Annotated in this window: 20 protein-coding genes and 1 tRNA gene; 10 read left to right on the forward strand and 11 right to left on the reverse strand. The window is 58.4% G+C overall.

Annotated features, from left to right (window positions below; all coding sequences use genetic code 11):
* Positions 1 to 261 precede the first annotated feature (261 nt).
* From dbpB to R0140_RS24200, 5 genes are all read right to left on the reverse strand, one after another.
* Entirely contained in the window at positions 262 to 1392 is a 1131-nt protein-coding gene (dbpB, locus tag R0140_RS24180) for a DGQHR domain-containing protein DpdB (RefSeq protein WP_064176326.1), read from the reverse strand.
* A 2-nt stretch (positions 1393 to 1394) separates the two neighbouring features.
* On the reverse strand, positions 1395 to 2639 hold the full coding sequence (gene dpdA / locus R0140_RS24185) for a tRNA-guanine transglycosylase DpdA (RefSeq protein WP_064176325.1): 1245 nt from the start codon (positions 2637 to 2639) through the stop codon (positions 1395 to 1397).
* Positions 2640 to 2709: 70 nt separating this feature from the next.
* Positions 2710 to 3666, reverse strand: coding sequence for a hypothetical protein (locus tag R0140_RS24190; protein ID WP_074195729.1), 957 nt, complete (start codon positions 3664 to 3666; stop codon positions 2710 to 2712).
* 102 nt (positions 3667 to 3768) lie between these two features.
* The gene (locus R0140_RS24195; protein ID WP_074195728.1) at positions 3769 to 4002 is read right to left on the reverse strand and encodes a hypothetical protein; all 234 of its coding nucleotides are present in this window, start codon (positions 4000 to 4002) and stop codon (positions 3769 to 3771) included.
* 197 nt (positions 4003 to 4199) lie between these two features.
* Positions 4200 to 4284 (reverse strand) — tRNA-Leu (locus tag R0140_RS24200).
* 606 nt (positions 4285 to 4890) lie between these two features.
* Here R0140_RS24200 and R0140_RS24205 point away from each other — a divergent pair.
* The 8 genes from R0140_RS24205 to R0140_RS24240 all read left to right on the forward strand — a co-directional run bounded on the left by R0140_RS24205 (position 4891) and on the right by R0140_RS24240 (position 13277).
* Entirely contained in the window at positions 4891 to 5571 is a 681-nt protein-coding gene (locus R0140_RS24205; protein WP_012969069.1) for a carbonic anhydrase, read from the forward strand.
* Positions 5568 to 7037 carry a SulP family inorganic anion transporter gene (locus tag R0140_RS24210; protein WP_116696539.1) on the forward strand — a complete coding sequence of 490 codons (1470 nt, stop codon included), beginning with the start codon at positions 5568 to 5570 and terminating at the stop codon, positions 7035 to 7037. The genes R0140_RS24205 and R0140_RS24210 overlap by 4 nt, the downstream gene beginning before the upstream one ends.
* A 111-nt stretch (positions 7038 to 7148) precedes the next feature.
* On the forward strand, positions 7149 to 8168 hold the full coding sequence (gene ahr, locus R0140_RS24215; protein WP_004178400.1) for an NADPH-dependent aldehyde reductase Ahr: 1020 nt from the start codon (positions 7149 to 7151) through the stop codon (positions 8166 to 8168).
* 130 nt (positions 8169 to 8298) lie between these two features.
* Entirely contained in the window at positions 8299 to 9183 is an 885-nt protein-coding gene (locus tag R0140_RS24220; RefSeq protein WP_004146807.1) for a carbohydrate ABC transporter permease, read from the forward strand.
* On the forward strand, positions 9173 to 10060 hold the full coding sequence (locus tag R0140_RS24225) for a carbohydrate ABC transporter permease (protein ID WP_032734087.1): 888 nt from the start codon (positions 9173 to 9175) through the stop codon (positions 10058 to 10060). The genes R0140_RS24220 and R0140_RS24225 overlap by 11 nt, the downstream gene beginning before the upstream one ends.
* Positions 10061 to 10070: 10 nt before the next feature.
* Entirely contained in the window at positions 10071 to 10895 is an 825-nt protein-coding gene (locus R0140_RS24230) for a phosphodiesterase (protein ID WP_032736736.1), read from the forward strand.
* Between the two features lie 5 nt (positions 10896 to 10900).
* Positions 10901 to 11974, forward strand: a complete 1074-nt coding sequence (locus R0140_RS24235) for an ABC transporter ATP-binding protein (protein WP_039102760.1) — start codon at positions 10901 to 10903, stop codon at positions 11972 to 11974.
* Complete coding sequence (locus tag R0140_RS24240; RefSeq protein WP_023323534.1) at positions 11967 to 13277, forward strand: ABC transporter substrate-binding protein; 1311 nt, start codon at positions 11967 to 11969, stop codon at positions 13275 to 13277. The genes R0140_RS24235 and R0140_RS24240 overlap by 8 nt, the downstream gene beginning before the upstream one ends.
* A 270-nt stretch (positions 13278 to 13547) precedes the next feature.
* Here the strand turns inward: R0140_RS24240 and iolE are convergent, their stop codons facing one another.
* Genes iolE through iolD form a run of 4 tightly spaced genes read right to left on the reverse strand, consistent with a single transcriptional unit; the run spans position 13548 to position 18397 of the window.
* Positions 13548 to 14447: a myo-inosose-2 dehydratase gene (gene iolE / locus R0140_RS24245; RefSeq protein ID WP_023296940.1), complete on the reverse strand. Its 900-nt coding sequence runs from the start codon at positions 14445 to 14447 to the stop codon at positions 13548 to 13550.
* A 23-nt stretch (positions 14448 to 14470) separates the two neighbouring features.
* On the reverse strand, positions 14471 to 15355 hold the full coding sequence (locus tag R0140_RS24250; protein WP_004152193.1) for a sugar phosphate isomerase/epimerase family protein: 885 nt from the start codon (positions 15353 to 15355) through the stop codon (positions 14471 to 14473).
* A 41-nt stretch (positions 15356 to 15396) separates the two neighbouring features.
* Entirely contained in the window at positions 15397 to 16410 is a 1014-nt protein-coding gene (locus R0140_RS24255; protein ID WP_004152192.1) for a bifunctional inositol 2-dehydrogenase/D-chiro-inositol 1-dehydrogenase, read from the reverse strand.
* Positions 16411 to 16456: 46 nt separating this feature from the next.
* On the reverse strand, positions 16457 to 18397 hold the full coding sequence (gene iolD / locus R0140_RS24260) for a 3D-(3,5/4)-trihydroxycyclohexane-1,2-dione acylhydrolase (decyclizing) (RefSeq protein WP_008807115.1): 1941 nt from the start codon (positions 18395 to 18397) through the stop codon (positions 16457 to 16459).
* 505 nt (positions 18398 to 18902) lie between these two features.
* Here iolD and R0140_RS24265 point away from each other — a divergent pair.
* Together R0140_RS24265 and R0140_RS24270 are read left to right on the forward strand one after the other, a co-directional pair.
* A complete protein-coding gene (locus R0140_RS24265) occupies positions 18903 to 20816 on the forward strand; it encodes a bifunctional 5-dehydro-2-deoxygluconokinase/5-dehydro-2-deoxyphosphogluconate aldolase (protein ID WP_172491472.1) in 1914 nt (637 codons plus the stop codon).
* Between the two features lie 151 nt (positions 20817 to 20967).
* Positions 20968 to 21825 carry a MurR/RpiR family transcriptional regulator gene (locus R0140_RS24270; protein ID WP_004206536.1) on the forward strand — a complete coding sequence of 286 codons (858 nt, stop codon included), beginning with the start codon at positions 20968 to 20970 and terminating at the stop codon, positions 21823 to 21825.
* A 725-nt stretch (positions 21826 to 22550) separates the two neighbouring features.
* Here R0140_RS24270 and iolB read toward each other — a convergent pair.
* Both iolB and R0140_RS24280 read right to left on the reverse strand, forming a co-directional pair.
* Positions 22551 to 23360, reverse strand: coding sequence for a 5-deoxy-glucuronate isomerase (gene iolB, locus R0140_RS24275; protein ID WP_022065407.1), 810 nt, complete (start codon positions 23358 to 23360; stop codon positions 22551 to 22553).
* 18 nt (positions 23361 to 23378) lie between these two features.
* Positions 23379 to 24884 carry a CoA-acylating methylmalonate-semialdehyde dehydrogenase gene (locus R0140_RS24280; RefSeq protein WP_004146794.1) on the reverse strand — a complete coding sequence of 502 codons (1506 nt, stop codon included), beginning with the start codon at positions 24882 to 24884 and terminating at the stop codon, positions 23379 to 23381.
* Between the last annotated feature and the right edge of the window lie 182 nt (positions 24885 to 25066).

Here is a 25066-nt window from a genome sequence, read left to right on the forward strand (position 1 = left end):
GGGATTGGTGGGTAATCCGGTGCGGCCTATGACTTATTTACCGGCTTTCAAAACTCGTGAAACGACTAAATCTCAACAAAAAAATCTTGATTTTTCATCAGTTACGAACATATATCGTAACAAGGTCAGCGTTTGATGATAAGAATGAAAGCATGGGGGCTGTCTGGCGCTTGCACAGAATTTGAACTTCTGCACCATATCTGCAGCCCCCACGTCGATAATCAGCACTCGATACTTCTAATGCCAATTGGGTTGTCACCCTTATTTAATATCTGCATTGACAGTTTTCATATAGTTAGCTACCAAATAGTCAGTAACCAAAGATATATCTTTTGAAAGATTTTGCAGTTCGTTCCATTTACGAACAATAGGCTGACCATCAATATCCGTGCCTAAGTTCCACACTCCACTACTCCATGCACAAAGCGGCTTGATACGATTTAACTCTTCCACAAAGCGGGAATAGGAAGGGATCTCGGTCCATCCTGGTTCCCCTTTGTACTCCTGATGCACTTGATCAATTTCATCCATCAGGCTACCGAGAGCAAGAATCCCCACACCGTGTAACAAGCGAGAGTAACGAGGTTTTTTATCCCAATCGTCAGTAAACACAGTTTCTACAGCAGACCAGAAGTTATTCAGCAACTTGACCATTTTGGCTTCATCGCCAAGTCCAGTTGCCGGGTCACGAAAGCGATACAATGCTCCCTCACGTAGGCTAGAGTCGATCATTTTGATCATTGAGTTGTCAGCAATCACTCCGTCCGGGTTGGTCGCAGTCTTAATTCGCCCAGCCAATGGCCCCTCACCAAAGTTAAGACGCTGTGTCAGCAGTGAAGGGAATTTGCGCAGTTGTAGATCGGAAGGCAAGCGGCCATGCGTATGCGGAGCCAGTTCGTACAACAGCGTTTTAGGCAACGGTTTGGTGGAGTTCACCAGCATAAACTGTTCGCGTTGTTCTTCTGCATCATTGGCGATAAATGCCGATACCGGCATCATAAAAGAGTTGATGTCCGCTTCTCGTAACGCAGCTGTACGTTGCTGTCCATCAACGATAAACCCCGGTTTGTCGAAGTTTGCCTCTTCAGAATACGGAATAACGAGATGCCCCATATCACTGTTTTCCAGCAGCGGTTCAAAGCGTACGCGCTGATCGAAAGCGATAATGACGGGGTTGGGGATCATCGGATTCGCGCTTTCAATATAGCGCTGGATTTCCTTAATATGGCTACGTACTTCCGGACGCTGATAACCAACCAGGTTCTCATCTCCGCGTCGAATGCGTGAAATCGCAGCAATTTTGCTGATTTGTTTGCCTTCAATGGCCAAGCTGTAAAGCTGTCTCTTCTCACCCTGACGAATACGCAGGGCGGGGACACGAAACTCACTCATGATTAATCCTCTGAGCGTAATGACAATGTGTGCTGCAAGCGACTGTACAGCACCTGAATATTGTGGAATCCGCGACGGCGATTACGCTCGGCGCCACGGAAAATAATCACGTTAATCCCAATGGATTTGCAGATATTGCACTGGCACTTCCGCCAAGGTTGGTCGGCAAGCGTACGTTCGTAATCGGCACGGATCTTCTCCGCTTCTTTTTCACCCGAGTGTAGACGTTCATAGGCCATTACAGCCTTCAGAACTTTTTCTAGCGACAACGCGTCTTTATCGTATTCAACCAAGGCATGCATGGCATCTTTTTCCAGAAGACGCGCCACATCCTGGTCAATAACGCCAGATTTTATCTTACGACTGAGACTAGGGTTGGCATCGAACTGCGGCACACGCACAGCTGTATAAGCCCGTCCCTCAGGCGTATGGTAGTTATTTTTGCGATCTTTAAACGCCTGCTGAAGGGGGGTTGTTGAGTCGATACTGGTAACACCAAGACGAATGAAATCCGTAAAGCTCTCCGGACGTGCAATACCAAGCAGATGAACCCGGGTATCACTTTTGAGAAGTGGTTTAATCTCTTCCAAGGTTTCAAGGATCTGCGCCGTTTTCAGGGGCACCATCCCCCCCATGGTGATATTCTTATACCCCATAGCCAGCAGTGCTTCTACTGATTGTCTGTAAGATGCCTTGTTCCAACCGTGCGCAACGCCAAAGGGCGTGAAGCAACTCTTCTGCGATTTAACTAAAAAATCCTGCGCCAGAGTCAAGGTGATATCCTGGCGACGACGACATTCTGCCAGCACCTCACCTGAGAAAGATTCTCCCGGTTTTTCGTAGCCAAAAATGATATGGTCAAGTGATACCCCGTAGTTAAAGCGGGATGTTTCATAGAATTCAATAACATCTTCGACGCGATATGGAGGAACATCTTGATTTACATAAGTAAATGCACCACAGTCTCCCATTGTTTGCATCGTCTCTGGCAAACGAAAGAAATGTTTCATTCCATTACGGAAGTACCGTAATCGTTGTGCTCGCGTATATTTACTTTCACCGCGACCTAAGCCATCTACAACCGCTTTCGATACTAGCATTCCATCATAAGGATGGGGGAAAACCTCATGCGGATAGAGGTCGTCACGCTGGCGAACACGATGTTCATTGCGCGTTTCTCGAAGGAAGTCGAAACTAGGATCGATAAAATCCTGACTATCCGGGAAAAAATACTTTAGCTTCGACAACACTGATCTCCTGTGACGCCTTTTACTGTCAAAAAACGTGAGATTTTAGCATAGACTTATTGCTGCGACATTATCGATTAGTCAACAAAACTGCCTGGTACAGCGTTCGAAATCGCTTCTCTTCAAAACTATTGCCTTGATCACGAAATGACCGAAGTGCCCGGGAAGCACTTCCATCTGGATTTGCATGTATATACGAAGAAATCCAAATAGTTACCTCTTCTGGACTCCTGCGCACCCCGCGAACAGTATGCTTTTTAGGCAGTACTGAAAATGTTGAACGAAGATGCTCAGCAAGCAACCCCAAATGGCCATCATCCATACTCATAAACTGTTCAATTACATACTGAGCTATTTTAATATTTAACATAAGCATATTACTGTTAAAAAACTCAGCGATTGATTTATTACTTACCAATAGGTTTTTTTTCAAAGAAAATTTAGCCTGCGAAGAAGATATAATGATTAACTGTCTATCGACATCCTTTAAGTAAGAGATGCCTTTCATTAAATCCATGTTTATTGCGTTTATATAATCAGGCGATGCACAGATAATAAAATACTCATCGGACTTATCCATCATTAAGTCAGATAAGGATACACAATGAGATTTTTTTAATGGGGATGCTTCATTTAATTTCCCCCACCATTCTTGATGAAAGGATTTCTTTCCATATTTATCGGAAAAAAGAGGTATGGAATCTTTATGTCCTGTAGCAAATGTCGCTTGATAAGGAACTATAGCATCACCATGTTTCAACAGTCCAAAACCAGCTGAAAGAACCCATAATTCAAGGGGTTGAGCGTCATATATTGACATTGCCGTTGACCAGTGCCCCCCCTTATATAACTTTTCTACAGGAACAACTAACTTGGTCGATAGAGCCGAATTTACGGCCTCACCCCAGGCATGAATCAAGCCTTTCGGCGTTTTATATTTTTCAGAAAAAGGGGCAAGATTCAGTACTGAATGACCGTTATTATGCTTGCTATTAGTGCAACTTGTAATCAGATTTAGTCGGCTCACAATATTACCCTCAAGAATCCCCCCGCAAAGCTACCGTATGTAGGGGTTCGTTGCAAGCCTAATTAGGTAAAAAACTTTTATCGTAACCTATCACGAATTGAATTAATGTGGAGAATACTCATAATAAACATCTTCATCCCTATCACATGGGGCATTACGTTTGATAACGCCCTGGGATTCTAAATATTCGCAAAATTCTTGACAATCTTTTAACAAACATCCGCCTGTTTTGGTCTTTTTATTAGAAATCAAAGCCCTGGCCAGAGTATCATAACTAAACCCTCCCTTTGAGTGGGTGATCATATCCATAGCAGCATGCGTATCAAATGACATCATCGATGACTCTCCCTCGGTTTTATATCTAATGAAGGTATAATTAAGTCATCATAGTTTTGCAAGAACAAGGCACTAAATACTACTTATACAACTTTCGCTTCGATGCCATACCAACTACACGGCTATCAGGTTCTCAGAAGTCGCATAGAAATCAAAGACACAAAAAAAGCCGCCCCTGAGCGACTTGATTGTATCTTTGGTGCCGAAGGCCGGACTCGAACCGGCACGTATTTCTACGGTTGATTTTGAATCAACTGCGTCTACCGATTTCGCCACTTCGGCACTGAAGGGGATGCGGAAACGTTCTGGATTATACCTGTCGGCGGCGGTCATGCAAGCGACAGCGTGTCGTCATTGCGCTAAGTGTTGAAAAAAACAGCGCTATCCTGCGCGGCGTCACCTTTTACCGCCGTTCCATAGCGCGACGGCCACCAGCGCCCCCTCCTCTCACAACCCCCACAACCCCAACTCCACCTGCCAGCCACTCCCCTTTCCCCCTTTATCCCCCAAACCCCACTCAAAATCATCTCAAATTGTTCTCACATCACTCTCACCCGCATACCTCAACACAACCCAACGCTCCCCATGCATCCCCAATATCCAATCCCCCAATATTCCCCCCAACTATTCCCCTAACCCTACCCACCACCATTCCCATATATTCCAGAAAGTTTTAACCAATGCCTTTTTGTTATTCACTCCCTCCGCAGCCAAATATTAATTTCATCAATATTTTTATAACTTTACATTAATGAAAAGTTTTCTTTTTGCCGTTTATTCCAGGATTTTCCTCAGGCGTGAAGGGTTCCGGTAAACACTATTTTTACTAGTCGCTGTACGAGTCTTGATGGACATATTCACTCGATGAATTAACTCAGGAGAATACTTGTGACGACGTTAAAACCTTTGCTGGCCCGCAACCGCAGCTGGGCGCTGCAGAAATGTCAGCATGACCCGGACTATTTCGAAAAATGGGTCGACGGGCAGCGGCCCCACTCGCTGTGGATCGGCTGCTCCGACAGCCGCGTGCCCGCCGAGGTGCTCACCGGCAGCCAGCCCGGCGAGCTCTTTGTCCACCGCAATATCGCCAACATGCTCGACCCCGCCGACGACAACGTCATGAGCGTCCTGCAGTATGCCCTCCACTACCTTGAGGTGGAGCGGGTGGTGCTTTGCGGCCACTACGGCTGCGGCGGCGTGCAGGCGGCGCTCTCCCTGCCCACCCTGCCGCTGGCGCAGGAATCCTCGGCGCTGGCTCGCCGCATCGGCCAGCTGCGCCACACCCTGCATCACGAAATTGCGCAGATCGCCGATGGGTGTTGTGTTGCGGCCTCCCCCGGCGCCAGCGCCAGCGCCAGCACCGACGCGGAGCGCTCTCGCCATGCGCTGGACGCCCTGGTGGAAGCCAACGTTCGCGCCCAGTTCGCCCGTCTGCTGGAGAGTGAACCGGTGCAGACGGTGCTCGCCAGCGGGCGGCCGCTCAGCCTGCACGGCTGCGTCTACGATCTGGCTTCCGGCCATTTAACCACCCTCGTCGAACACCTCTCACCGCAGGAGCACGCCCCATGAATACGCTTCGTCAGGACTCTCTCGCCGGCATCGTCGTCTTCCTTGTCGCCCTGCCGCTGTGCCTCGGCATCGCCCAGGCCAGCGGCTTATCGCCCTTCGTCGGCCTGCTGACCGGCATCATCGGCGGCCTGGTCGTCACCGCCCTCAGCCCCTCCCGCTTCGCCGTCAGCGGCCCCGCCGCCGGACTGGTCACCATCGTCGTCGCCGCCATCGAATCCCTGGGTTCCTTCTCCGTCTTCCTGATGGCGCTGGTGCTGGCCGGCGTGCTGCAGCTGCTGTTCGGCATCCTGCGGGCCGGGCGCTTTATCTCGCTGGTTCCCGCCAGCGTCATCAAAGGCATGCTGGCGGCGATCGGCATCCTGCTGATTATGCAGCAGATCCCCGTCGCGCTCGGCACGGCGGAAGAGACCGGACTTGCCGATGTGGTTCAGGGCAATGCCGCTTTCTCCGTCACTGCGATTGCCGTCGCCGCGGGCGGTCTGCTGGTGCTCTGGCTGTGGGGCTCGCCGCTTATCCGCCGGGTGAAGAGCCTGCGTTGGATCCCCGGGCCGCTGATCGCCGTCCTGCTCGGCTGCGTGACCACCCTGCTGCTGACCCATTTTGCGCCGCAGCAGCTGGCCGCCCTGCCGCGTATTACCCTGCCGGCGTTCGGCAGCCTCGGCGATCTGCTGGGCGAGCTGGAGTCTCCCGCATGGAGCGCGTGGCGCAATCCGTCGGTGTGGGTGGTGGCGGTGACCCTGGCGCTGGTCGCCAGCCTCGAAACCCTGCTCAGCCAGGAGGCGCTGAAAAAACTGCGTCCGCAAAATCCACCGCCTTCGCCGAACCGCGAAATGGTCGCCCAGGGCGTGGGCAACCTGCTCTCCGGCGTGCTGGGGGCGATGCCGATCACCGCGGTGATCGTCCGCAGCTCCGTGAACGTCAGCAATGGCGCGCAGAGCAAACTGTCGATCTTTATCCACGGCGTACTGCTGCTGATCTGCGGCCTGTGGTTCAGCGGCCTGCTGACCTTAATCCCGCTCGCCAGCCTCGCCGCCGTGCTGCTGTATACCGGCTATAAGCTGGCGACGCCGCGGCTGTTCATCGAGCAGTTCCGCCAGGGTGCGGCGCAGTACGTCCCGTTCCTCGCCACCATCGGCGGGATTATCGCCTTCGGCATGCTGGCGGGGATCGGGATTGGTCTTGCCACCCAGATGGCATTCAGCCTCTGGCGCAGCCATCGCCACTCGCTGCAGCTGGCGCGCTACGATGACCACTACGTGCTGCGCATCCAGCAGAATCTGACCTTTATGCACAATCCGCATCTGCTGGCCCTGCTGGCGAAGATTCCGGAAAAGAGCGTGGTGATCGTCGAGCACGACAGCGTCGGCTATCTCGACCCGGACGTGCGGGCGGTGCTGGATGATTTTGCCGAGAACGCCCCGCAGCGCGGCATCCGCCTTAATCAGTGGCCGCTGGCCAGCCGCTGACCTTAACGGGCGGTTGGTCCGCCCGCTTCGCGACCCCTCCGATTGCCAAGCGCCGTGGAATGCCATGCTCTACACTTTCTGGGTTATCACGCCAACCCCAAGGAAATGAACATGAGCATCATTAAAAGCTACGCCGCCAAAGAAGCGGGCGCCGATCTGTCGCTGTGGGAGTACGATGCCGGCGAGTTGCAGCCGGAAGATGTCGAAGTTGAAGTGGAATACTGCGGGATCTGCCATTCGGACCTGTCGATGATCGACAACGAATGGGGGATGTCGAGCTACCCGCTGGTGGCCGGTCACGAGGTGATTGGCCGGGTGGCGGCGCTGGGCAGCGCGGCGCAGGATAAAGGGCTGAAGATTGGCCAGAAGGTCGGCATCGGCTGGACGGCGCGCAGCTGCGGCCATTGCGACGCCTGCATCAGCGGCAACCAGATCAACTGTCTGGAAGGCTCGGTGCCGACCATTCTTAACCGCGGCGGCTTCGCCAATAAGTTGCGCGCTGACTGGCAGTGGGTGATCCCCCTGCCGGAGAGCATCGATCTGGCGTCCGCCGGCCCGATGCTGTGCGGCGGCATCACCGTCTTTAAACCGCTGCTGACCCACCACGTCACCGCCACCAGCCGCGTCGGCGTGATCGGCATCGGCGGCCTCGGCCATATCGCTATTAAGCTGCTGCGGGCGATGGGCGCGGAAGTGACCGCCTTCAGCTCCAACCCGGCGAAAGAGCAGGAAGTGCTGGCGATGGGTGCCGATCGCGTGGTCAACAGCCGCGATCCGGAAGCCTTAAAAGCGCTGGCCGGTCAGTTTGATCTGATCATCAACACCGTGGCGGTGGATCTCGACTGGCAGCCGTACTTCGAAGCCCTGGCTTACGGCGGCAACTTCCACACCGTCGGCGCGGTGATGAAGCCGTTCCCGGTGCCGGCCTTTACCCTGATCGGCGGCGACCGCAGCATCTCCGGCTCGGCGACCGGTAATCCGTCCGAACTGCGCACGCTGATGAAATTCGCCGGGCGCAGCAAGGTGGCCCCGACCACCGAGCTGTTCCCGATGTCGCAGATTAACGAAGCGCTGAAGCACGTTCGCGAAGGCAAAGCCCGCTACCGCGCGGTGCTGAAAGCCGACTTCTGATGGTTCTCTCCCGCCGGGCGGCCCGCTCGCCCGGCGTTTTCCCCGTCGCTTCATCAAACCGTCATCTCCCCGCCATGCCTCTGTAGTCATTGCTTCCCACAATCCGGGCTTCGATAAATGGCTGAACGAGATGCGCGTCACCATGAGAAAGACCTGGCTTCCCTGGCTGATCCTGTCGCCTTCCCTGCTGTTTTTACTGCTGTTTACCTGGTTCCCCCTGGGGCGTTCGGTGTATGACAGCCTGTTTGATACCCGCATGGCCAGCGACGGCGCGCAGTACGTCGGGCTGGATAACTTCGCCCGCCTGTTTGCCGATAACGTCTTCTGGCAGTCGCTGGGCAATAACCTGCTCTATATCCTGCTGACGGTAGTGCCCGGGGTGACCCTCGCCCTGCTGCTGGCGGTCGCCCTGAGCGAGAACCATCGCGTCAACCGCTGGCTGCGCACCGCCTTCTTCTTCCCGATGATTATCCCGATGGTCAGCGCCGCCGCGCTGTGGCTGTTTATCTTTATGCCCGGCCTCGGCCTGCTCGACCACTATCTGGCGAAGCTGTTCGGGCCGATGAACAACAACTGGCTGGGGCGCAGCAACAGCGCGCTGCTGGCCCTGGCGTTGATCGGCGTATGGAAGTTCGCCGGCTACTACATGCTGTTTTTCCTCGCCGGGCTGCAGAGCATTCCGGCCTCGACGCGGGAAGCGGCGCTGATGGAGGGGGCTACCCGCACGCAGGTCTTTTTTAAGGTCACGTTACCGCTGCTGCGCCCGACGCTAAGCTTTGTGATCACCACCGCGCTGATCTACTCCATCACCCAGATCGACCACGTGGCGGTGATGACCCGCGGCGGGCCGGACAACGCCACCACCGTGCTGCTCTATTACATCCAGAATCTCGCCTGGGATACCCACGACCTCGGCAAAGCCTCCGCCGCCACCTTCCTGACCCTGGCCGGGCTGTTCGCCTTCTCGCTGATTAACCTGAAACTGCTGGAGAAAGGAGCCCACTATGAGCGCTGACATCTCGCCGCTGTTGGTCCGCACGCCCGCCGCCGCCCATCCGCTGTGGCTGCGCCTGCGCCGCTCGTCGCCCTTTACGCTGACAGTATTAATGTGCTGCCTGGCGCTGCTGTGGGTCAGCCCATTTATCTGGATGCTGGCGACCTCGTTCAGCGCTACCACCTTCGGTGACGATATGGCGTCGCTGCTGCCCCGCCTGCCGCTGACCCTCGATAACTTCCGCGACGCCTGGCAGAGCGCCGACTGGCTGAGCCTGTATGCCAACACCATTATCTTCACCTTCGGCACCTTCTGCGTGCAGCTGTTGACCATCACCACCGCCGGGTACGTCTTCGCCTGCCACGAGTTTCGCGGCAAGCAGACGCTGTTTCTCCTGTTCCTGGTGCAGCTGATGATCATGCCGGTAGTGATGATGGTGCCGAACATGCTGACCCTGAAAACCTTCGGCCTGCTCAACACCCTCACCGGGGTGATGATGCCCTACTTCACCTCGGCGTTCGGCGTGTTCCTGATGCGTCAGGCGTTCCTCGCCATCCCGAAAGAGCTGGAGGAGGCGGCGCTGATGGAGGGCTGCCGCTGGTGGCAGGTGCTGTTCCGCGTGCTGCTGCCGATGTCCTGGCCGTCGGTGCTGGCCTTCGCCACCGTCAGCATTACCTACCACTGGAACGAGTACCTGTGGCCGCTGATGATGCTCAACGATCCCGATAAGCAGGTGCTGACCGTCGGGCTGGTCTCTTTCGCCATGGGCGCCGAATCCGGCGGCCAGTGGGGCACCATCGGCGCCGGGACGCTGATGGTCTGCCTGCCGCTGATGCTGGCGTTCATCCTTTTTCAGAAACAGTTCCTGCGGAGCTTCGGCTTCTCCGGGATCAAATAAGGAGTGATTCATGCTGTTAGCGCACATTTCCGATACCCATTTCCGCAGCCGCGGCGAGAAGCTGTACGGCTTTATCGACGTCAATGCCGCCAACGCCGACGTGGTCTCCCAGCTTAACGCGCTGCGCGAACGCCCGGACGCGGTGGTGGTGAGCGGAGATATCGTCAACTGCGGCCGCCCGGAGGAGTATCAGGTGGCCCGCCAGATCCTCGGCAGCCTGAACTATCCGCTGTATCTGATCCCCGGCAACCACGACGACAAAGCCCATTTTCTCGAGCATCTTCACCCGCTGTGCCCGCAGCTGGGCAACGATCCGCAAAATATGCGCTATGCGGTGGATGACTTCGCCACCCGCCTGCTGTTTATCGATTCCAGTCGCGCCGGCACGTCAAAAGGCTGGCTGACCGACGAGACCATCGGCTGGCTGGAAGCGCAGCTGTTCGAGGGCGGCGACAAACCGGCAACGGTGTTTATGCACCACCCGCCGCTGCCGCTGGGCAATGCGCAGATGGACCCGATCGCCTGCGAAAACGGCCACCGTCTGCTGGCGCTGGTGGAGCGTTTCCCGTCGCTGACGCGCATCTTCTGCGGCCATAACCACAGCCTGACCATGACCCAGTATCGCCAGGCGCTGATCTCCACTATCCCTGGCACCGTCCATCAGGTGCCGTACTGCCACGAAGACACCCGGCCCTATTACGACCTCTCCCCGGCCTCGTGCCTGATGCACCGTCAGGTCGGTGAGCAGTGGGTGAGCTACCAGCACTCGCTGGCCCACTACGCCGGCCCCTGGCTGTACGACGAAAACATCAGTTGCCCAACGGAAGAGCGCTAACCGCCATGCTCAGTCTGCAAAACATCAGTAAACATTTCGACGGCAAACCGGCGCTCAGCGCCCTGTCGCTGGATATTCACGAAGGAGAATTCGTGGTGCTGGTCGGCCCGTCGGGCTGCGGGAAAAGCACCCTGCTGCGCCTGCTCGCCGGCCTGGAGCCGGTCAGCGAAGGCCAAATCTGGCTGCATGATGAGAACATCACCGCCACCACGCCGCGCGAGCGCAACTTCGCGATGATCTTCCAGAACTATGCCCTGTTTCCGCATCTGTCGGTGCGCGACAACATCACCTTCGGCATGAAAGTGCGCAAGGAAGAGAAAAGCAGCTGGCAGCCACGGGTGGATAAAGTGGCGCAGATGCTGCAGCTGGAGGCGCTGCTCGACCGCAAACCGGCGAAGCTCTCCGGCGGCCAGCGCCAGCGGGTGGCGATGGCCCGGGCGATCGTGCGCAATCCGCGGCTGTTCCTGATGGACGAGCCGCTCTCCAACCTCGACGCCCGCCTGCGCAGCGAAGTGCGCGACAGCATTATGGCCCTCCACCAGCAGCTGAAAACCAGCACGATCTATGTGACCCACGATCAGACCGAGGCGATGTCGATGGCCGACCGCATCGTGGTGATGAACGGCGGCCACGTACAGCAGGTCGGGCGCCCGGAGTATCTGTACGCCAACCCGGCCAACCTGTTCGTCGCCGGGTTTATCGGTTCGCCGGCGATGAACCTGCTGTCGCTGCCCTGCGCCAATGGTGAAGTACTGTTGGGAGAACAGCGCTATCCGCTGCCGCCGCGCCACCGGGATCAGACCCGCGTCTGGCTGGGCGTTCGCCCGGAACATATTACCGACCGCGTGGAGGAGGGCCATCTGCGCCTCCCGGCCACCGTTCTGCAACGAGAACTAATGGGAGCCGACTACCTGCTCCACGTCAGCACCCCGATCGGCACCCTGCGCTTTAGCCGCCGCCACCGCGGCACGGTGCCGGAGAAAGGCGAGTCGCTACTGGTCGGCTTCTCGCCTGCCGATGTGCATCTTTTTCATGCTGAGACCCAGCATAATTTACTGATGGAGTGTAATCATGTTTAAACCTCTTACGGTAGTCGCGGTTGGCCTCAGTCTTGCCCTGAGCGGCGCGGCGCTGGCAAAAGAAAAAATAGACTTCATGTTTCCGGCGCCGGTGGACGGCAAGCTGACCATGGAGATGACCCGCGTCATTAAGCAATTCAACGACTCGCAGCAGGATGTCGAAGTGCGCGGCATCTTCACCGGCAACTACGACACCACCAAGATCAAAGCCGAATCGGCGCAGAAGGCCGGCCAGCCGCCGGCGCTGGTGATCATGTCCGCCAACTTCACCACCGATCTGGCGCTGAAGGATGAGATCCTGCCGATGGACGAGCTGTTTAAATATGGCGATCAAAAGGCTGGCGATTTTCTGCAAAAGGAATTCTGGCCCGCGATGCATAAGAACGCCCAGGTGATGGGCACCACCTATGCGATCCCGTTCCATAACTCGACGCCGATCCTCTACTACAACAAGACGATGTTCGATCAGGCCGGGATCAAACAGCCGCCGCAGACCTGGGCCGAGCTGCTGGCTGATGCCAAAAAGCTGACCGACGAGAGCAAAGGCCAGTGGGGGATCATGCTGCCGTCGACCAACGACGACTACGGCGGCTGGATCTTCTCGGCGCTGGTACGCGCCAACGGCGGGAAATACTTTAACGAAGACTATCCTGGCGAGGTCTATTACAACTCGCCGACCGCCATCGGCGCCCTGCGCTTCTGGCAGGATCTGATTTACAAGGACAAGGTAATGCCGTCCGGGGTGCTGAACTCGAAGCAGATCAGCGCCGCGTTCTTCTCCGGTAAGCTCGGGATGGCGATGCTCAGCACTGGCGCGCTGGGCTTTATGCGCGAGAACAGCAAAGACTTTGAGCTTGGGGTGGCGATGCTGCCGGCCAAAGAGCAGCGCGCGGTGCCGATCGGCGGCGCCAGCCTGGTGAGCTTTAAAGGCATCAACGAGGCGCAGAAGAAAGCGGCGTATCAGTTCCTGACCTATCTGGTGAGCCCCGACGTGAACGGCGCGTGGAGCCGCTTTACCGGCTACTTCTCGCCGCGCAAGGCGTCATACGATACGCCGGAGATGAAGGCCTATCTGCAGCAGGATCCGCGGGCGGCGATCGCGCTTGAGCAGCTTAAGTACGCCCATCCGTGGTACTCCACCTGGGAGACCGTGGCGGTGCGTAAGGCGATGGAGAACCAGCTGGCGGCGGTGGTCAATGATGCCAAAGTGACGCCGGAAGCGGCTGTTCAGGCGGCGCAGAAGGAAGCCGACGCGCTGATGAAACCTTATGTGGATAAGACCGCGCTGGCGGAAGTGAAGTGACGCGTTACCCGTCATCGTCACCCTCACCCTGGCCCTCTCCCTGAGGGAGAGGGGACGGTACGGCGCCGTGGTTAAGCCCTGAGTCCGGGAGAGGGGACGGTACGGCGCCGTGGTTAAGCCCTGAATCCGGGAGAGGGAACTGTCCGGCGCCGTGGTTGAGCCCTGGGCCCGGGAGAGGGGACGGTACGGCGCCGTGGTTAAGCCCTGAGTCCGGTTGAGGAAGGAAAAAAAGCAGGCCATACCCGGTATGGCCTGAAAATGTCACAACGATTAGATCCCTGCCGTTTCGCGGATATATTTGCGCGCTTTGACGGCGTATTCGAAAGGATTGGCCAGAGCAGGATCCTGCTCGGCTTCCACCACCATCCAGCCTTTATAGCCAAAGTCGTCAAGCAGCTTGAACACCGGACGGAAATCGATCACCCCGTCGCCCGGGACGGTGAAGGTGCCTTTTTTCACGCCGTCGAGGAACGACAGGCCGTCGCGGCGCACCTGGTCGATCACCGGCGGACGGACGTCTTTCAGGTGAACGTGGTTGATGCGCGGCAGATACTTTTTGAGGATCGCCAGCATCGCCGCTTCGCCGCCTTCGGAATACCAGGCATGGCCGGTATCGAACAGCAGGAAGACGCGCTCGTCCACCAGCGACATAAATTTGTCGATTTCCGCGGTGGTCTGAATGCCGGTGCCCATGTGGTGGTGCAGACAGACCTGCATCCCCTTCTCCGCCGCCAGGCGACCGAGGGTGTTGTAGCCTTCCGCCACCCGCTGCCACTCCTCTTCGCTGAAGCACGGCTTCGCATCGCCGAGGATCGGTTTATCCAGCCCCTGGATGCTGCCGCTCTGCTCGGAGCAGCCAATCACTTTCGCCCCCATCGCATGAAGGAAGTTCATGTGATTGACGAATTCATCAATGGTTTTTTCCCGCTGGCCGTTGGCGAAAAAGGTACTGAACCAGGCGTTGCAGATCTGAATGCCGCGGATGTCCAGCATCGGCTTGAGAACCGCCGGGTCGCGCGGATATTTGCTGCCGACTTCGCTGCCGGTAAAGCCGGCCAGCGCCATTTCGCTGACGATCTGCTGGAAGGTGTTTTCGCTGCCGAGCTCCGGCATATCATCGTTAGTCCAGCCGATCGGGGCGATAGCCAGTTTGACGTTATCTTTGTTCATAGTAGGGCTCCTGCCGCTGCGCCTTACCGGCGCAGCAATTCACGTTCAATGAGTTCACGGGTTTCCACTGCCTGGTATTTCATTTTTTCCGGGTAGCCAAACAGCGAGGTGGCGACAATCGGCTCCCCGCCGACCTTGAAGGTCTGCTCGGCGAATTTCATTTCGCGCAGGGTGCGGAACAGCGCGTCGAAATCCACATCCCCTTCCCCGACGCCTACGTGCTGGTGCACCACGGCATCCACGCCCGGCGGGTTAACGATATAGCGGCAATGTTTCGTATGGTTGCGGGTATCCGCAATCAGGACATGGGAGAGATCGCTCCCGGCATAGCGCAGCATGCTCGCCACGTCGCCGACGCCTTTGTCGTAGAAAAAGGTGTGCGGCACGCTGTAGACGTACTTCACGTTATCGCTGCGGAACGACTTCACAATATCGACGGTTTCATTGTTCTCTTCGCAGAAATCCCAGGGATGCGCCTGGATCTCCACGCGGATGCCTTCCCGCTCAAAAATCGGCAACAGCTCTTCCATTGAGCGATAGAACATTTCATCGCAGATTTCGGGCTGATTCGGATCACCGGAGAACTCGGTGTTGATCACCTGAACGCCCATCTCCACCGCAATTTCCACCAGCCGTTTCCAGTTTTTCACCGCCGCCTGACGGCGCAGTTCGTCCGGGCCGGACCAGCGGTAGACGCAGATAAACGACGACAGCTCAAGGCCGGTATCGCGCAGCGCCTGCTTGTACTCCGCCATGATCTCCCGGCTGGCGCGCGGGTGCTTGTAGAACGGGTTAATCTGCGGGTGCGGCGACTGTTCAATGTACTTGTAGCCCCACTCCGCTACCTGATGGACCATGCGGGTGATCCCGAGGTCCTTAATCACATCCACATCAAAGGCAATTTTCATCGTCGTTACCTGTGCAAAGAAGTTCCGTCAGCAAAACGCGCTTAACGTTTGTAGAATGCCGGGCACTCAGGCAGCGTCACCTCAACCGGCTCGCTGGTTCCCTGCGCTTTAATGCAGGCGTCCGCCGCCACCGACGCCGCGTAGCCGTCCCAGGCCGACGGGCCGTGCAGCTGGCCAGCTTTGACGTCGTTGATAAAGGCCTGCAGCTCGACGTCGTAGGCTTTGATAAAGCGGTCTTTCCAGTCGGTCAGAATGGCGGTCGACAGACTGGCGGACTTGCGCATCTGGACGGCAGACGGCTCCGGCAGACGGGCAATCCCGGTTTCGCCGACCACTTCGCACTGGATGTCATACCCGTACTGGCAGTTCACAAACACTTCGACGTCGATCAGGGTGCCTTTTTTGGTTTCAAAGGAGACGATCTGCGGATCTTTCAGGCGCGCATGGGTGTGCGAGGTGGAGCGCGGGAAGCGCACCTGCACGGAACGGTAGTCATCGTTCAGCAGCCAGCGCAGCACGTCCAGCTCGTGGATCAGGGTGTTGGTGATCGCCATATCGGTGGTGTAGTTCTCGCCGACTGACTGGTTGCGGTGGGCGCAGCGCAGCATCAGCGGCGCGCCGATATCGCCATCGTCGATCACTTTTTTCAGCGCCAGATAGCCTTCGTCGTACGGGCGCATAAAGCCAACCTGCACCAGACGACGGCCGGCCTTCATCTCGGCATCGACGATGCGACGGCAGCCTTCCGCAGACATCGCCAGCGGTTTTTCGCAGAACACCGGCTTACCAGCGGCGATGGCGGCCAGGGTGTACTCTTCGTGGGTCGGGTCCCAGGAGGTGACCAGGATGGCATCGACATCGCTGGCGTTAATCACGTCGTGGCCGTCGGCGTAGACTTCCGCCTGCACGCCCGGCAGCGCGACCGCCGCACGGGCGTTGTCGGCATTGATATCAGACACCGCCACAACGGTGGCGCCCTGCAGAACCTGGGTGCAGCGACGGATGTGTTCTTTACCGATAGCGCCAGCGCCGATGACACCTAATTTGAGTGACATAATGGTTTTCTCCGTAAGTCTGTAGGATTCAGGGTAGAGGTTCGTTTTAGTAATCACGCGCCTGGGCGCGCTTTTCATTAATCATTTGCGCCACCTTGCGGATCCGCTCAGAGAGCGCCGTCTGGGCGACTCCGACGTTCCACCAGCTGCCGTATTTGTGCACCATGGTCTTCGGCAGCACTTTAATATCAATCAGGGTGCTGACCGTTTCGCGACGGGCGGCGTCCAGCGCGTGGCGCAGTTCGTCCAGGGTGGTGACGCGCCAGGTTTTGCAGCCGTAGCCGGCGGCGATGGTGGCGAAGTCCACCGGCACCAGGCCGCCCTGCAGCTGGCCGGTTTCCGGCTGGCGGTAGCGGAACTCGGTGCCGAAGCTGTCCATCCCATGTTCCATCTGCAGGTTGTTGATGCAGCCGTTGGCCATGTTGTCGAACAGCACGACGTTGATCTTCGCCCGCTCCTGCAGGGAGGTGACCAGCTCAGAGTGCAGCATCATGAAGGAGCCATCGCCGACCAGGGAGTAGACTTCGCTCTGCGGCTGCGCCAGCTTCACGCCCAGCGCGGCGTTGACTTCGTATCCCATGCAGGAGTAGCCGTACTCCACGTGGTAGGTGTTTTCCGCGCGGTTGCGCCAGACGCGCTGCAGATCGCCGGGCAGGCTGCCCGCCGCCGCGACGATCACCGCCTCGGCCGGCAGCGTTTCATTCAGTACCCCAAGGACGCTGCTCTGGGTCAGGGTGGAGTCGGTGATCTGGCGGAACTCGCGATACACCGATTCGCGATCGAGGTGATCGTCGATCTCCGGCACAAAGGATTTCTCCTGCCACACCGCCTGGTAGACGCGCTGGGTCTCTTTTAACTGACGACTCTGCACGCTCTCGATCTGCGCGCCCCAGCCGGCCTGCCAGCCGCTGTCCGCCAGCCCCGCGTCGAGGGCGGTCATCGCTTCCCGGGCGTCCGCCAGCATGGCAATGCCGTCCAGCTTCCAGGCGTCGAAGTTGCTGACGTTAATATTCAGGAAACGCACCTCCGGGTGCTGGAAAATCCATTTCGAGGCGGTGGTAAAATCGCTGAAGCGGGTGCCGACGCCGATCACCAGGTCGGCCTCTTTCGCCAGCAGGTTCGCCGCCAGGCAGCCCGTCTCGCCGACGCCGCCGACGTTCAGGGGGTGAGAAGAGACCACCGTCCCCTTCCCGGCCTGGGTTTCGGCGAAGGGCACCCCGTAGCGCTCGGCGAAACGGGACAGCGCTTCGCCCGCGCCGGAGTATTTCACCCCACCGCCGCAAACGATCAGCGGTTTACGGCTGGCTTTGATGGCCGCGACGGCGTCCGCCAGCTGCGCGGCGCTGGCCGGGCGGCGGTCGAGACGGTGCACGCGGCGCGCAAAGAAGGATTCCGGGTAGTCCCAGGCTTCGCCCTGCACATCCTGCGGCAGGCACAGCGTCACCGCGCCGGTTTCCGCCGGGTCGGTCAGGACGCGCATAGCGTTGATGCAGGCGCTCATCAGCTGTTCCGGGCGGGTAATACGGTCCCAGTATTTGCTGACTGCGCGGAAAGCGTCATTGGTGCTGATGCTGAGATCGTAGCTCTGTTCAATCTGCTGGAGCACCGGGTCCGGCTGGCGGGTGGCGAAGACATCGCCCGGCAGCAACAGCAGCGGAATGCGGTTGGCGCTGGCGGTGCCGGCGGCGGTGATCATGTTGGCCGCTCCCGGACCGATGGAGGAGGTGCAGGCGATAATCTGCCGGCGCAGGGCCTGGCGGGCAAAACCGGTGGCCGCGTGGGCCATCCCCTGCTCGTTACGCCCCTGATAGACGCGCATATCGCCGCTGTCCTGCTCCAGCGCCTGCCCCAGCCCCAGGACGTTGCCATGGCCGAAAATCGCGAAAATGCCTTTCACGAATTTCAGCTCTACGCCATCCACTTCCAGGTACTGGTTATCGAGGAACTTCACCAGCGCCTGCGCCGTTGTCAGTCTCAGTTTGCCCATGATGCACAATCCTTATTGTTCAGTATTTGTGTGTGGCGTCGCGCCGATGCCGCCGGGGCCGTCGTTCACGTCACTGGAATACCTGTGGATTATAGGCAAACATTTTTTTCATTAAATACAAATACAGAAGAAATATTTCATTTTGCGAGAGGGATCAAACTCTCTACCCATTTCATACGTTTCACTTACATTCCAGACACGTTTTCGGACCCTTTTTTGCCGCGCCACACGACAATATCCCCTTAAAAATCATAGGTAAAGAAACCGCTTCCGGCGTTTCACTTTCCCCTGGGGCGACAGAGGGGCCGATCCACGCTCGCGCGAGGCTCAGTGCGGCAGAGTGGTAGATCCCTCACACTTTTGGTTTTTTAATTTCGAACGAGTTTGCAAATGAAATATTTATTTCTCAAACTAAGGGTAACCAATAACCCTCAGGCTGTTCACGGAGTCGACGTCGGGATCCCGACCCTTCCAGGCAGCAGACACCAAAAAGGAAATCCTAGCTATGAATGCAGCAGTAAAGCGGCTCGACGTCATCTGTATAGGTCGGGTGGCCGTCGACCTCTATGCCCAGCAGATCGGTTCGCGGCTAGAAGACGTTGCCAGTTTCGCGAAATATCTGGGCGGCTCCTCCGGCAACGTGGCCTTTGGCACCGCGATTCAGGGGCTGAAATCGGCCATGCTGGCGCGCGTTGGCGATGAACACAACGGCCGTTTCCTGCGCGAAACGCTCAACCGCGCCGGGGTGGATACCGAGTATCTGATTACCGACAAATCTCGCCTGACCGCGCTGGTGATGCTGGGGATTAAGGATCAGGAGACCTTCCCTCTGATTTTCTACCGTGATAACTGCGCCGATATGGCCTTAACGCCTGATGACATCAGCGAGGAGTATATTGCCTCCTCCCGGGCGCTGGCGGTGACTGGCACCCACCTGTCGCACGCCAACACTCGCGCCGCGGTGCTGAAGGCGCTGGAATACGCTCGCCGTCACGGCCTGCGTACCGCGCTGGATATCGATTACCGTCCGGTGCTGTGGGGGCTCACCTCGCTCGGCGATGGCGAAACCCGTTTCATTGAGTCCGGGCCGGTCACCAGCCAGCTGCAGGAAGTGCTGCATCTGTTCGATTTGGTGGTGGGAACCGAAGAAGAGTTTCATATTGCCGGGGGCAGCACCAATACCCTGACCGCGCTGAAAAATGTGCGCAATGCCACCAAAGCCACCCTCGTCTGCAAGCGCGGGCCGATGGGCTGCGTGGTGCTGGAAGGCGACATCCCGGACAACTGGGACCAGGTGCCGCTGCAGCAGGGCGTGCGCGTGGAGGTTCTCAACGTGCTGGGCGCCGGGGATGCCTTTATGTCGGGCCTGCTGCGCGGCTGGCTCAACGACGAAGGCTGGGAGCAGGCTTGCCGTTACGCCAACGCCTGCGGCGCGCTGGTGGTCTCCCGCCACGGCTGCGCGCCGGCGATGCCGACCAAAGTCGAACTCGATGACTACCTGCTGCGTGCCGAATCGGTGCCGCGCCCGGACGTCGACGAGCGCCTCAACCACCTGCACCGGGTCACCAGCCGCCGTCAGCAGTGGCCGGAGCTGTGCATTTTCGCCTTCGACCATCGCAAACAGCTGGCCGACCTGGCACGGGAGACCGGGCGCGATGAAGCCTGCATTCCGCAGCTCAAGCTGTTGTTGTTAGCCGCGGCCGAAGCGGCGGCGCAGGAGGCGGGTCTCGATCAGCGCAGCGGCATTCTGGCCGACGGCACCTATGGCCAGCGTGCGCTGAACGCCATTACCGGCAAGGGCTGGTGGATCGGCCGCCCCATCGAGCTGCCCAGCTCGCGACCGCTGCGTCTGGAGCATGGCAACATCGGCTCGCAGCTGATCGACTGGCCGCTGGAGCATGTCGTCAAATGCCTGGTCTTCTATCATCCTGCCGACCCGGCGGCGCTGCGTGAAGAGCAGGACGCCCTGCTGCTCGAGGTGTGGCAGGCCTGTAACAAGTCAGGCCATGAGCTGCTGCTGGAGGTGATCCTGCCGGAAAATGGCCCGGACAAAGACGAGCGCCATTACCACACCATGCTGGAACACTTCTATCAGCTGGGGATCAAGCCGGACTGGTGGAAGCTGCCGCCGCTCTCCAGCGCCAGCTGGCAGCAGATCACCGCCCTTATCGAGCGCGAAGATCCGTGGAGCCGCGGGATCCTGATCCTCGGCCTCGACGCGCCTTCCGACAAACTGCGCGCCGGTTTCGCCGAGGCGGCCGCACACCCGATGATCAAAGGTTTCGCCGTTGGGCGCACCATCTTTGGCCTGCCGTCGCGGCGCTGGATGCAGGGTGAGCTCAGCGATGAGGCCCTGATAGAGGAAGTGAAACGCAACTACCTGACGCTTATTGGCTACTGGCGCGAAGCCCGCCGCTGATCCCCCGACGCCCGTCTCCGTCACCTTGCGGAGCGGGCGTTTTTCTGTTTCTTCGTGAAATGAATCGCGTATTTCGTCGCAATAAATGAAAAATTCGCTTCATTTGGTACACTGGAAGCCATATTCCTTCCATTTTCTCAGAGCGCACTCTATGGCCAATAACCCAACACAGCTGACCATCCTGCAGGATGAAATCAGGCGTCGCTACGATACATTAAGCAAACGCCTGAAACAGGTCGCCCGCTATATCCTTGATAACAGCAATAGCGTGGCTTTCGATACCGTGGCCTCCATTGCGCAACAGGCGGATGTTCCCCCTTCCACGTTGATTCGTTTTGCCAACGCCTTCGGCTTCAGCGGCTTTAACGAAATGAAACAGATGTTCAAGCAACATTTGATGGAAGAGACCGCCAACTATACCGAGCGCGCCCGTCTGTTCCGTCAGACCACCAGCGATGAGTCCAGCCCGCCGGAAACGCCGACGGAAATCCTCAATATGTTCACGATGGTGAACAACCAGGCGCTGCAGCAGCTGGCGATGCAGACCTCCAGCGATGAGCTGGAGCGCGCGGTGGCCCTGCTGGGCGAAGCGGAAAATATCTACGTCATTGGCCTGCGCCGGTCGTTCAGCGTCGCCTCCTATCTGACCTATGCGCTGCGCCACCTCGATCGCAAAGCCTTTCTGATCGACGGCCTCGGCGGCATGTTCACCGAGCAGCTGAGTCTGGTCGGCCCGAAAGACGTGGTGGTGGCGGTGAGCTTCTCGCCGTACGCCCGGGAAGTGGTCGAGCTGGTGGAGCTGGGCGCGCAGCGCAAAGCGCGACAGATCGCGATTACCGACAGCCAGGTCAGCCCGCTGGCGGCCTTCAGCGACGTCTGCTTTGTGGTGCGTGAAGCGCAGGTGGATGGCTTCCGCTCGCAGGTTGCTTCCCTGTGTCTGGCCCAGACGCTGGCGGTTTCGCTGGCGCTGAACAGCAGTCAGGAGTCCGAGGCCAAGCAGAAGGCGTGAGATAAGTCGCCTGGCGTTTGTGACCCGGCGGAGTTGTATAAGCCTGCGGGAGGATCTCGTAGGCCGGATAAGGCATTTATGCCGCCATCCGGCACAGCCACGGGTACGGTGCCTGACTGCCCGGCGGCGCTGCGCTTGCCGGGCCTAAGGTATATGCGCCTGCGGGGTGCCAGAGATAATGTTATTGGTATGCAACTTTATTAATCCGGGAAAAGCGTTTGTCGCATGTGATTTCAACGCACATTGCGCTCCCGGTTAATCGTCTGCGTTATGTCACTCATGGCGCAGGGAGCGCACAGGGGGCGGCCAGTCGCCGCCGCCCCCTGTCCCCCCGGGCTCCGGCCAGCAAAATCGCCACTGCGTGGTACCTTCGACTTATCCCTGCAGGCTTCGGGTCGGGCCGAGGCAGCATCCCTGCAAAACACGGCCCTCAGCCCGCATCCATGCGGGCTGCCCCGGCCTTCCGGGAACGTCTCAGCGATTTTGAGGCCGTCAGCACCGGCAGTTTCAGCAAGAATGGTGAATAAATTAACGGCAGGTCGCACGAACCGTAGGCCGGATAAGCGTAGCGCCATCCGGCACAAAGGCGGGTATGGCGCCGGAGCTTGCGGGGTCGGGGAGTGGGATTCCGCGGAGCGTTTCGCTAAAAAACACCTGCCGCCCTCAAACAAGAAGGCCGGTTAGCATCGCTAACCGGCCTTTTTTATCCGCTTCTGCACGGCGCGTCAGTCGTGGCGCGGGTACTCCGGCGTGTTGATCCAGGCGTGGTCATCTTCCCAGGTGAACAACCATTTCCGATCCGGCCCGGCCATCACGTTCAGATAGTAGCTGTCGTAACCGGCAATCGCCGCCACCGGGTGGTAACCACGCGGCACCATCACCACGTCGTGGTTGTAGGGCGCCATACAGGCGTCCAGGCTACGGTCGTCGGTGTAGACTCGCTGGAAGGCAAAGCCCTGCGGCGGATCGAAGCGGTGATAGTAAGTCTCTTCCAGCTGCGTCTCTTTGCCCGGTAGGGCGGTATCATGCTTATGCGATGGCCACGAACTGGTGGCCCCCTCGTCGGTGTACACTTCCACCACCAGCAGGCAGTCCGCCTCGGCGCTGTCCGGCAGAATATTATGCACCCGGCGCTGGTTGCGCCCTTTCCCTCGGTGCTCTACGCCGACATCTTCCGGCCGAATGAGGCGTGCCGGGAAGCGGCCTTTGCCCGGCGCGCTGCATACCGCCAGCTCCAGATCGGAATCGGCGGTTACCTCGACTTTATCCTGCGGCGGGACGTAGACCGACCACGGCGGGGTGCGTTCAAACGGCGACATCCGTTTACCGAGATTCGGGAAATCGGCATGCTGCGTTTTCACCGACGCCAGCCCGGCGACCAGCACCAGGCACAGCTCGCGATCGCCGCTCTCCAGCGTCACAGTCTGCCCTTTTTTCAACATCCAGACATCAAAGCCGATATAGCGCCAACCGGCGCTTTGCGGCGTAATATGCTGGATCTGTCCCTCTTTTCGCGATTTAGCCAGTAACGACATGGCGCTCTCCTTCGCCGATTAACCTAATGTCGGCATGCTGAATTCAGATACGGTCTGCTGCCCTGCCGGCCAGCGTACGGTGGCGGTCTTCATGCGCGTGTAGAAGCGCACGCCGTCCGGCCCGTGGACGTTCAACGCGCCAAACACCGAGCGCTTCCAGCCGCCGAAGCTGTGGAACGCCATCGGCACCGGGACCGGCACGTTCACCCCAACCATCCCCGCCTGCACGTCGTGGACGAATTCACGCGCGGTGTGGCCGTTGCTGGTGAAAACGGCGCTGCCGTTGCCAAACTCGTGGCTGTTGACCAGCTCAAGGGCGCTGTCATAGTCCGCCGCGCGCACAATCCCCAGCACTGGGCCAAAGATCTCTTCGCGCCAGATGGTCATCTCCGGGGTGACGTGATCGAACAGGGTGCCGCCGACATAATAGCCCGCGTCGTAACCCGGCACGCGCAGTTTGCGGCCATCGACCACCAGTTTTGCCCCTTCGCTTTCGCCTTTATCAATATAGCCGAGCACTTTTTTCTGGTGGGTATCAGACACCACCGGTCCCATCTCGTTCTCTTCCTGGCCGCGCATGCAGCCCGGCCCCACTTTCAGCGCTTCCACCAGCGGCTTCAGGCGGGCGATCAGTTTGTCGGCGGTTTCATCTCCCACCGCCACCACCACCGGCAGCGCCATGCAGCGCTCGCCTGCGGAGCCAAAAGCGCCGCCCATAATGGCGTTAACGGTGGCGTCGAGATCGGCATCCGGCATCACAATCGCGTGGTTCTTGGCGGCGCCGAAGGCCTGCACGCGCTTGCCGTGGGCGCTAGCGGTCTTGTAGATATACTCCGCCACGCCGGAGGAGCCGACGAAGCTCACCGCCGCAATACGCGGGTCAGTGTACAGCTGCTCGGCATCTTCATTGCTGCAGTGCACGACGTTAAACACGCCGTCCGGCAGACCGGCCTCTTTCAGCAGCTCTGCCAGCCGCACAGCGGCCGTCGGCGCCAGCGCGGGCGGCTTGAGGACGAAACTGTTGCCGCAGGCCAGCGCCAGCGGGAACATCCACATCGGCACCATCGCCGGGAAGTTGAACGGGGTGATCCCGGCCACTACGCCCAGGGGCTGCATCAGCGAATAGCTGTCGACGCCGGTGCCGACGTCAGAAGAGTATTCGCCTTTAATCAGGTGCGGGATCCCGCAGGCGAATTCAACCACTTCCATGCCGCGGGTCAGCTCGCCCAGCGCATCCGACCACACTTTACCGTGCTCGCTGACGATGATCCCGGCCAGCTCTTCCACGTGCTGCTCCAGCAACATTTTGAAGTTGAACAGCACGCGGGCGCGGCGCAGCGGCGTGGTACGGGACCAGCTGTCAAACGCATCGCGAGCAACCTGAATCGCCTCGGAGACTTCCTGCGCGGTTGACACCGTGACTTCGCGCACCGCTTTGCCCGTCGCCGGGTCGTACACCGGCATCGTTTCGTTGCTGCTGCTAATAACGGTTTTCCCGCCAATAAAGTTTCCTGTGATCGTCATGTTCTCGCCTCATAGTGAAGGGGGCCAGCGCACACCGGCCCGTCGCTGATTCTGCTGTGCTATAACCGTAGTAAAATGAAATTTATATTTCAACATTGTCGTGAAATGAAATTTCATTTTGGTGATAACAGTCGCATTTTGCGCCGACGGATTGCCTGTGCGTTGCCCGCATCGCGCCTCGT

The organism is Klebsiella sp. w6, from assembly GCF_033100215.1.
Taxonomy (GTDB): domain Bacteria; phylum Pseudomonadota; class Gammaproteobacteria; order Enterobacterales; family Enterobacteriaceae; genus Klebsiella; species Klebsiella variicola.

What these genes read in the sequence shown, in the direction of transcription:
- dbpB (WP_064176326.1), bottom strand. Translation starts at nt 1,392, where the DNA reads ATGAGTGAGTTTCGTGTCCCCGCCCTGCGTATTCGTCAGGGTGAGAAG.
- R0140_RS24195 (WP_074195728.1), bottom strand. Translation starts at nt 4,002, where the DNA reads ATGATGTCATTTGATACGCATGCTGCTATGGATATGATCACCCACTCA.
- R0140_RS24210 (WP_116696539.1), top strand. Translation starts at nt 5,568, where the DNA reads ATGAATACGCTTCGTCAGGACTCTCTCGCCGGCATCGTCGTCTTCCTT.
- ahr (WP_004178400.1), top strand. Translation starts at nt 7,149, where the DNA reads ATGAGCATCATTAAAAGCTACGCCGCCAAAGAAGCGGGCGCCGATCTG.
- R0140_RS24220 (WP_004146807.1), top strand. Translation starts at nt 8,299, where the DNA reads ATGCGCGTCACCATGAGAAAGACCTGGCTTCCCTGGCTGATCCTGTCG.
- R0140_RS24225 (WP_032734087.1), top strand. Translation starts at nt 9,173, where the DNA reads ATGAGCGCTGACATCTCGCCGCTGTTGGTCCGCACGCCCGCCGCCGCC.
- R0140_RS24230 (WP_032736736.1), top strand. Translation starts at nt 10,071, where the DNA reads ATGCTGTTAGCGCACATTTCCGATACCCATTTCCGCAGCCGCGGCGAG.
- R0140_RS24235 (WP_039102760.1), top strand. Translation starts at nt 10,901, where the DNA reads ATGCTCAGTCTGCAAAACATCAGTAAACATTTCGACGGCAAACCGGCG.
- R0140_RS24240 (WP_023323534.1), top strand. Translation starts at nt 11,967, where the DNA reads ATGTTTAAACCTCTTACGGTAGTCGCGGTTGGCCTCAGTCTTGCCCTG.
- iolE (WP_023296940.1), bottom strand. Translation starts at nt 14,447, where the DNA reads ATGAACAAAGATAACGTCAAACTGGCTATCGCCCCGATCGGCTGGACT.
- R0140_RS24250 (WP_004152193.1), bottom strand. Translation starts at nt 15,355, where the DNA reads ATGAAAATTGCCTTTGATGTGGATGTGATTAAGGACCTCGGGATCACC.
- R0140_RS24255 (WP_004152192.1), bottom strand. Translation starts at nt 16,410, where the DNA reads ATGTCACTCAAATTAGGTGTCATCGGCGCTGGCGCTATCGGTAAAGAA.
- iolD (WP_008807115.1), bottom strand. Translation starts at nt 18,397, where the DNA reads ATGGGCAAACTGAGACTGACAACGGCGCAGGCGCTGGTGAAGTTCCTC.
- R0140_RS24265 (WP_172491472.1), top strand. Translation starts at nt 18,903, where the DNA reads ATGAATGCAGCAGTAAAGCGGCTCGACGTCATCTGTATAGGTCGGGTG.
- R0140_RS24270 (WP_004206536.1), top strand. Translation starts at nt 20,968, where the DNA reads ATGGCCAATAACCCAACACAGCTGACCATCCTGCAGGATGAAATCAGG.
- iolB (WP_022065407.1), bottom strand. Translation starts at nt 23,360, where the DNA reads ATGTCGTTACTGGCTAAATCGCGAAAAGAGGGACAGATCCAGCATATT.
- R0140_RS24280 (WP_004146794.1), bottom strand. Translation starts at nt 24,884, where the DNA reads ATGACGATCACAGGAAACTTTATTGGCGGGAAAACCGTTATTAGCAGC.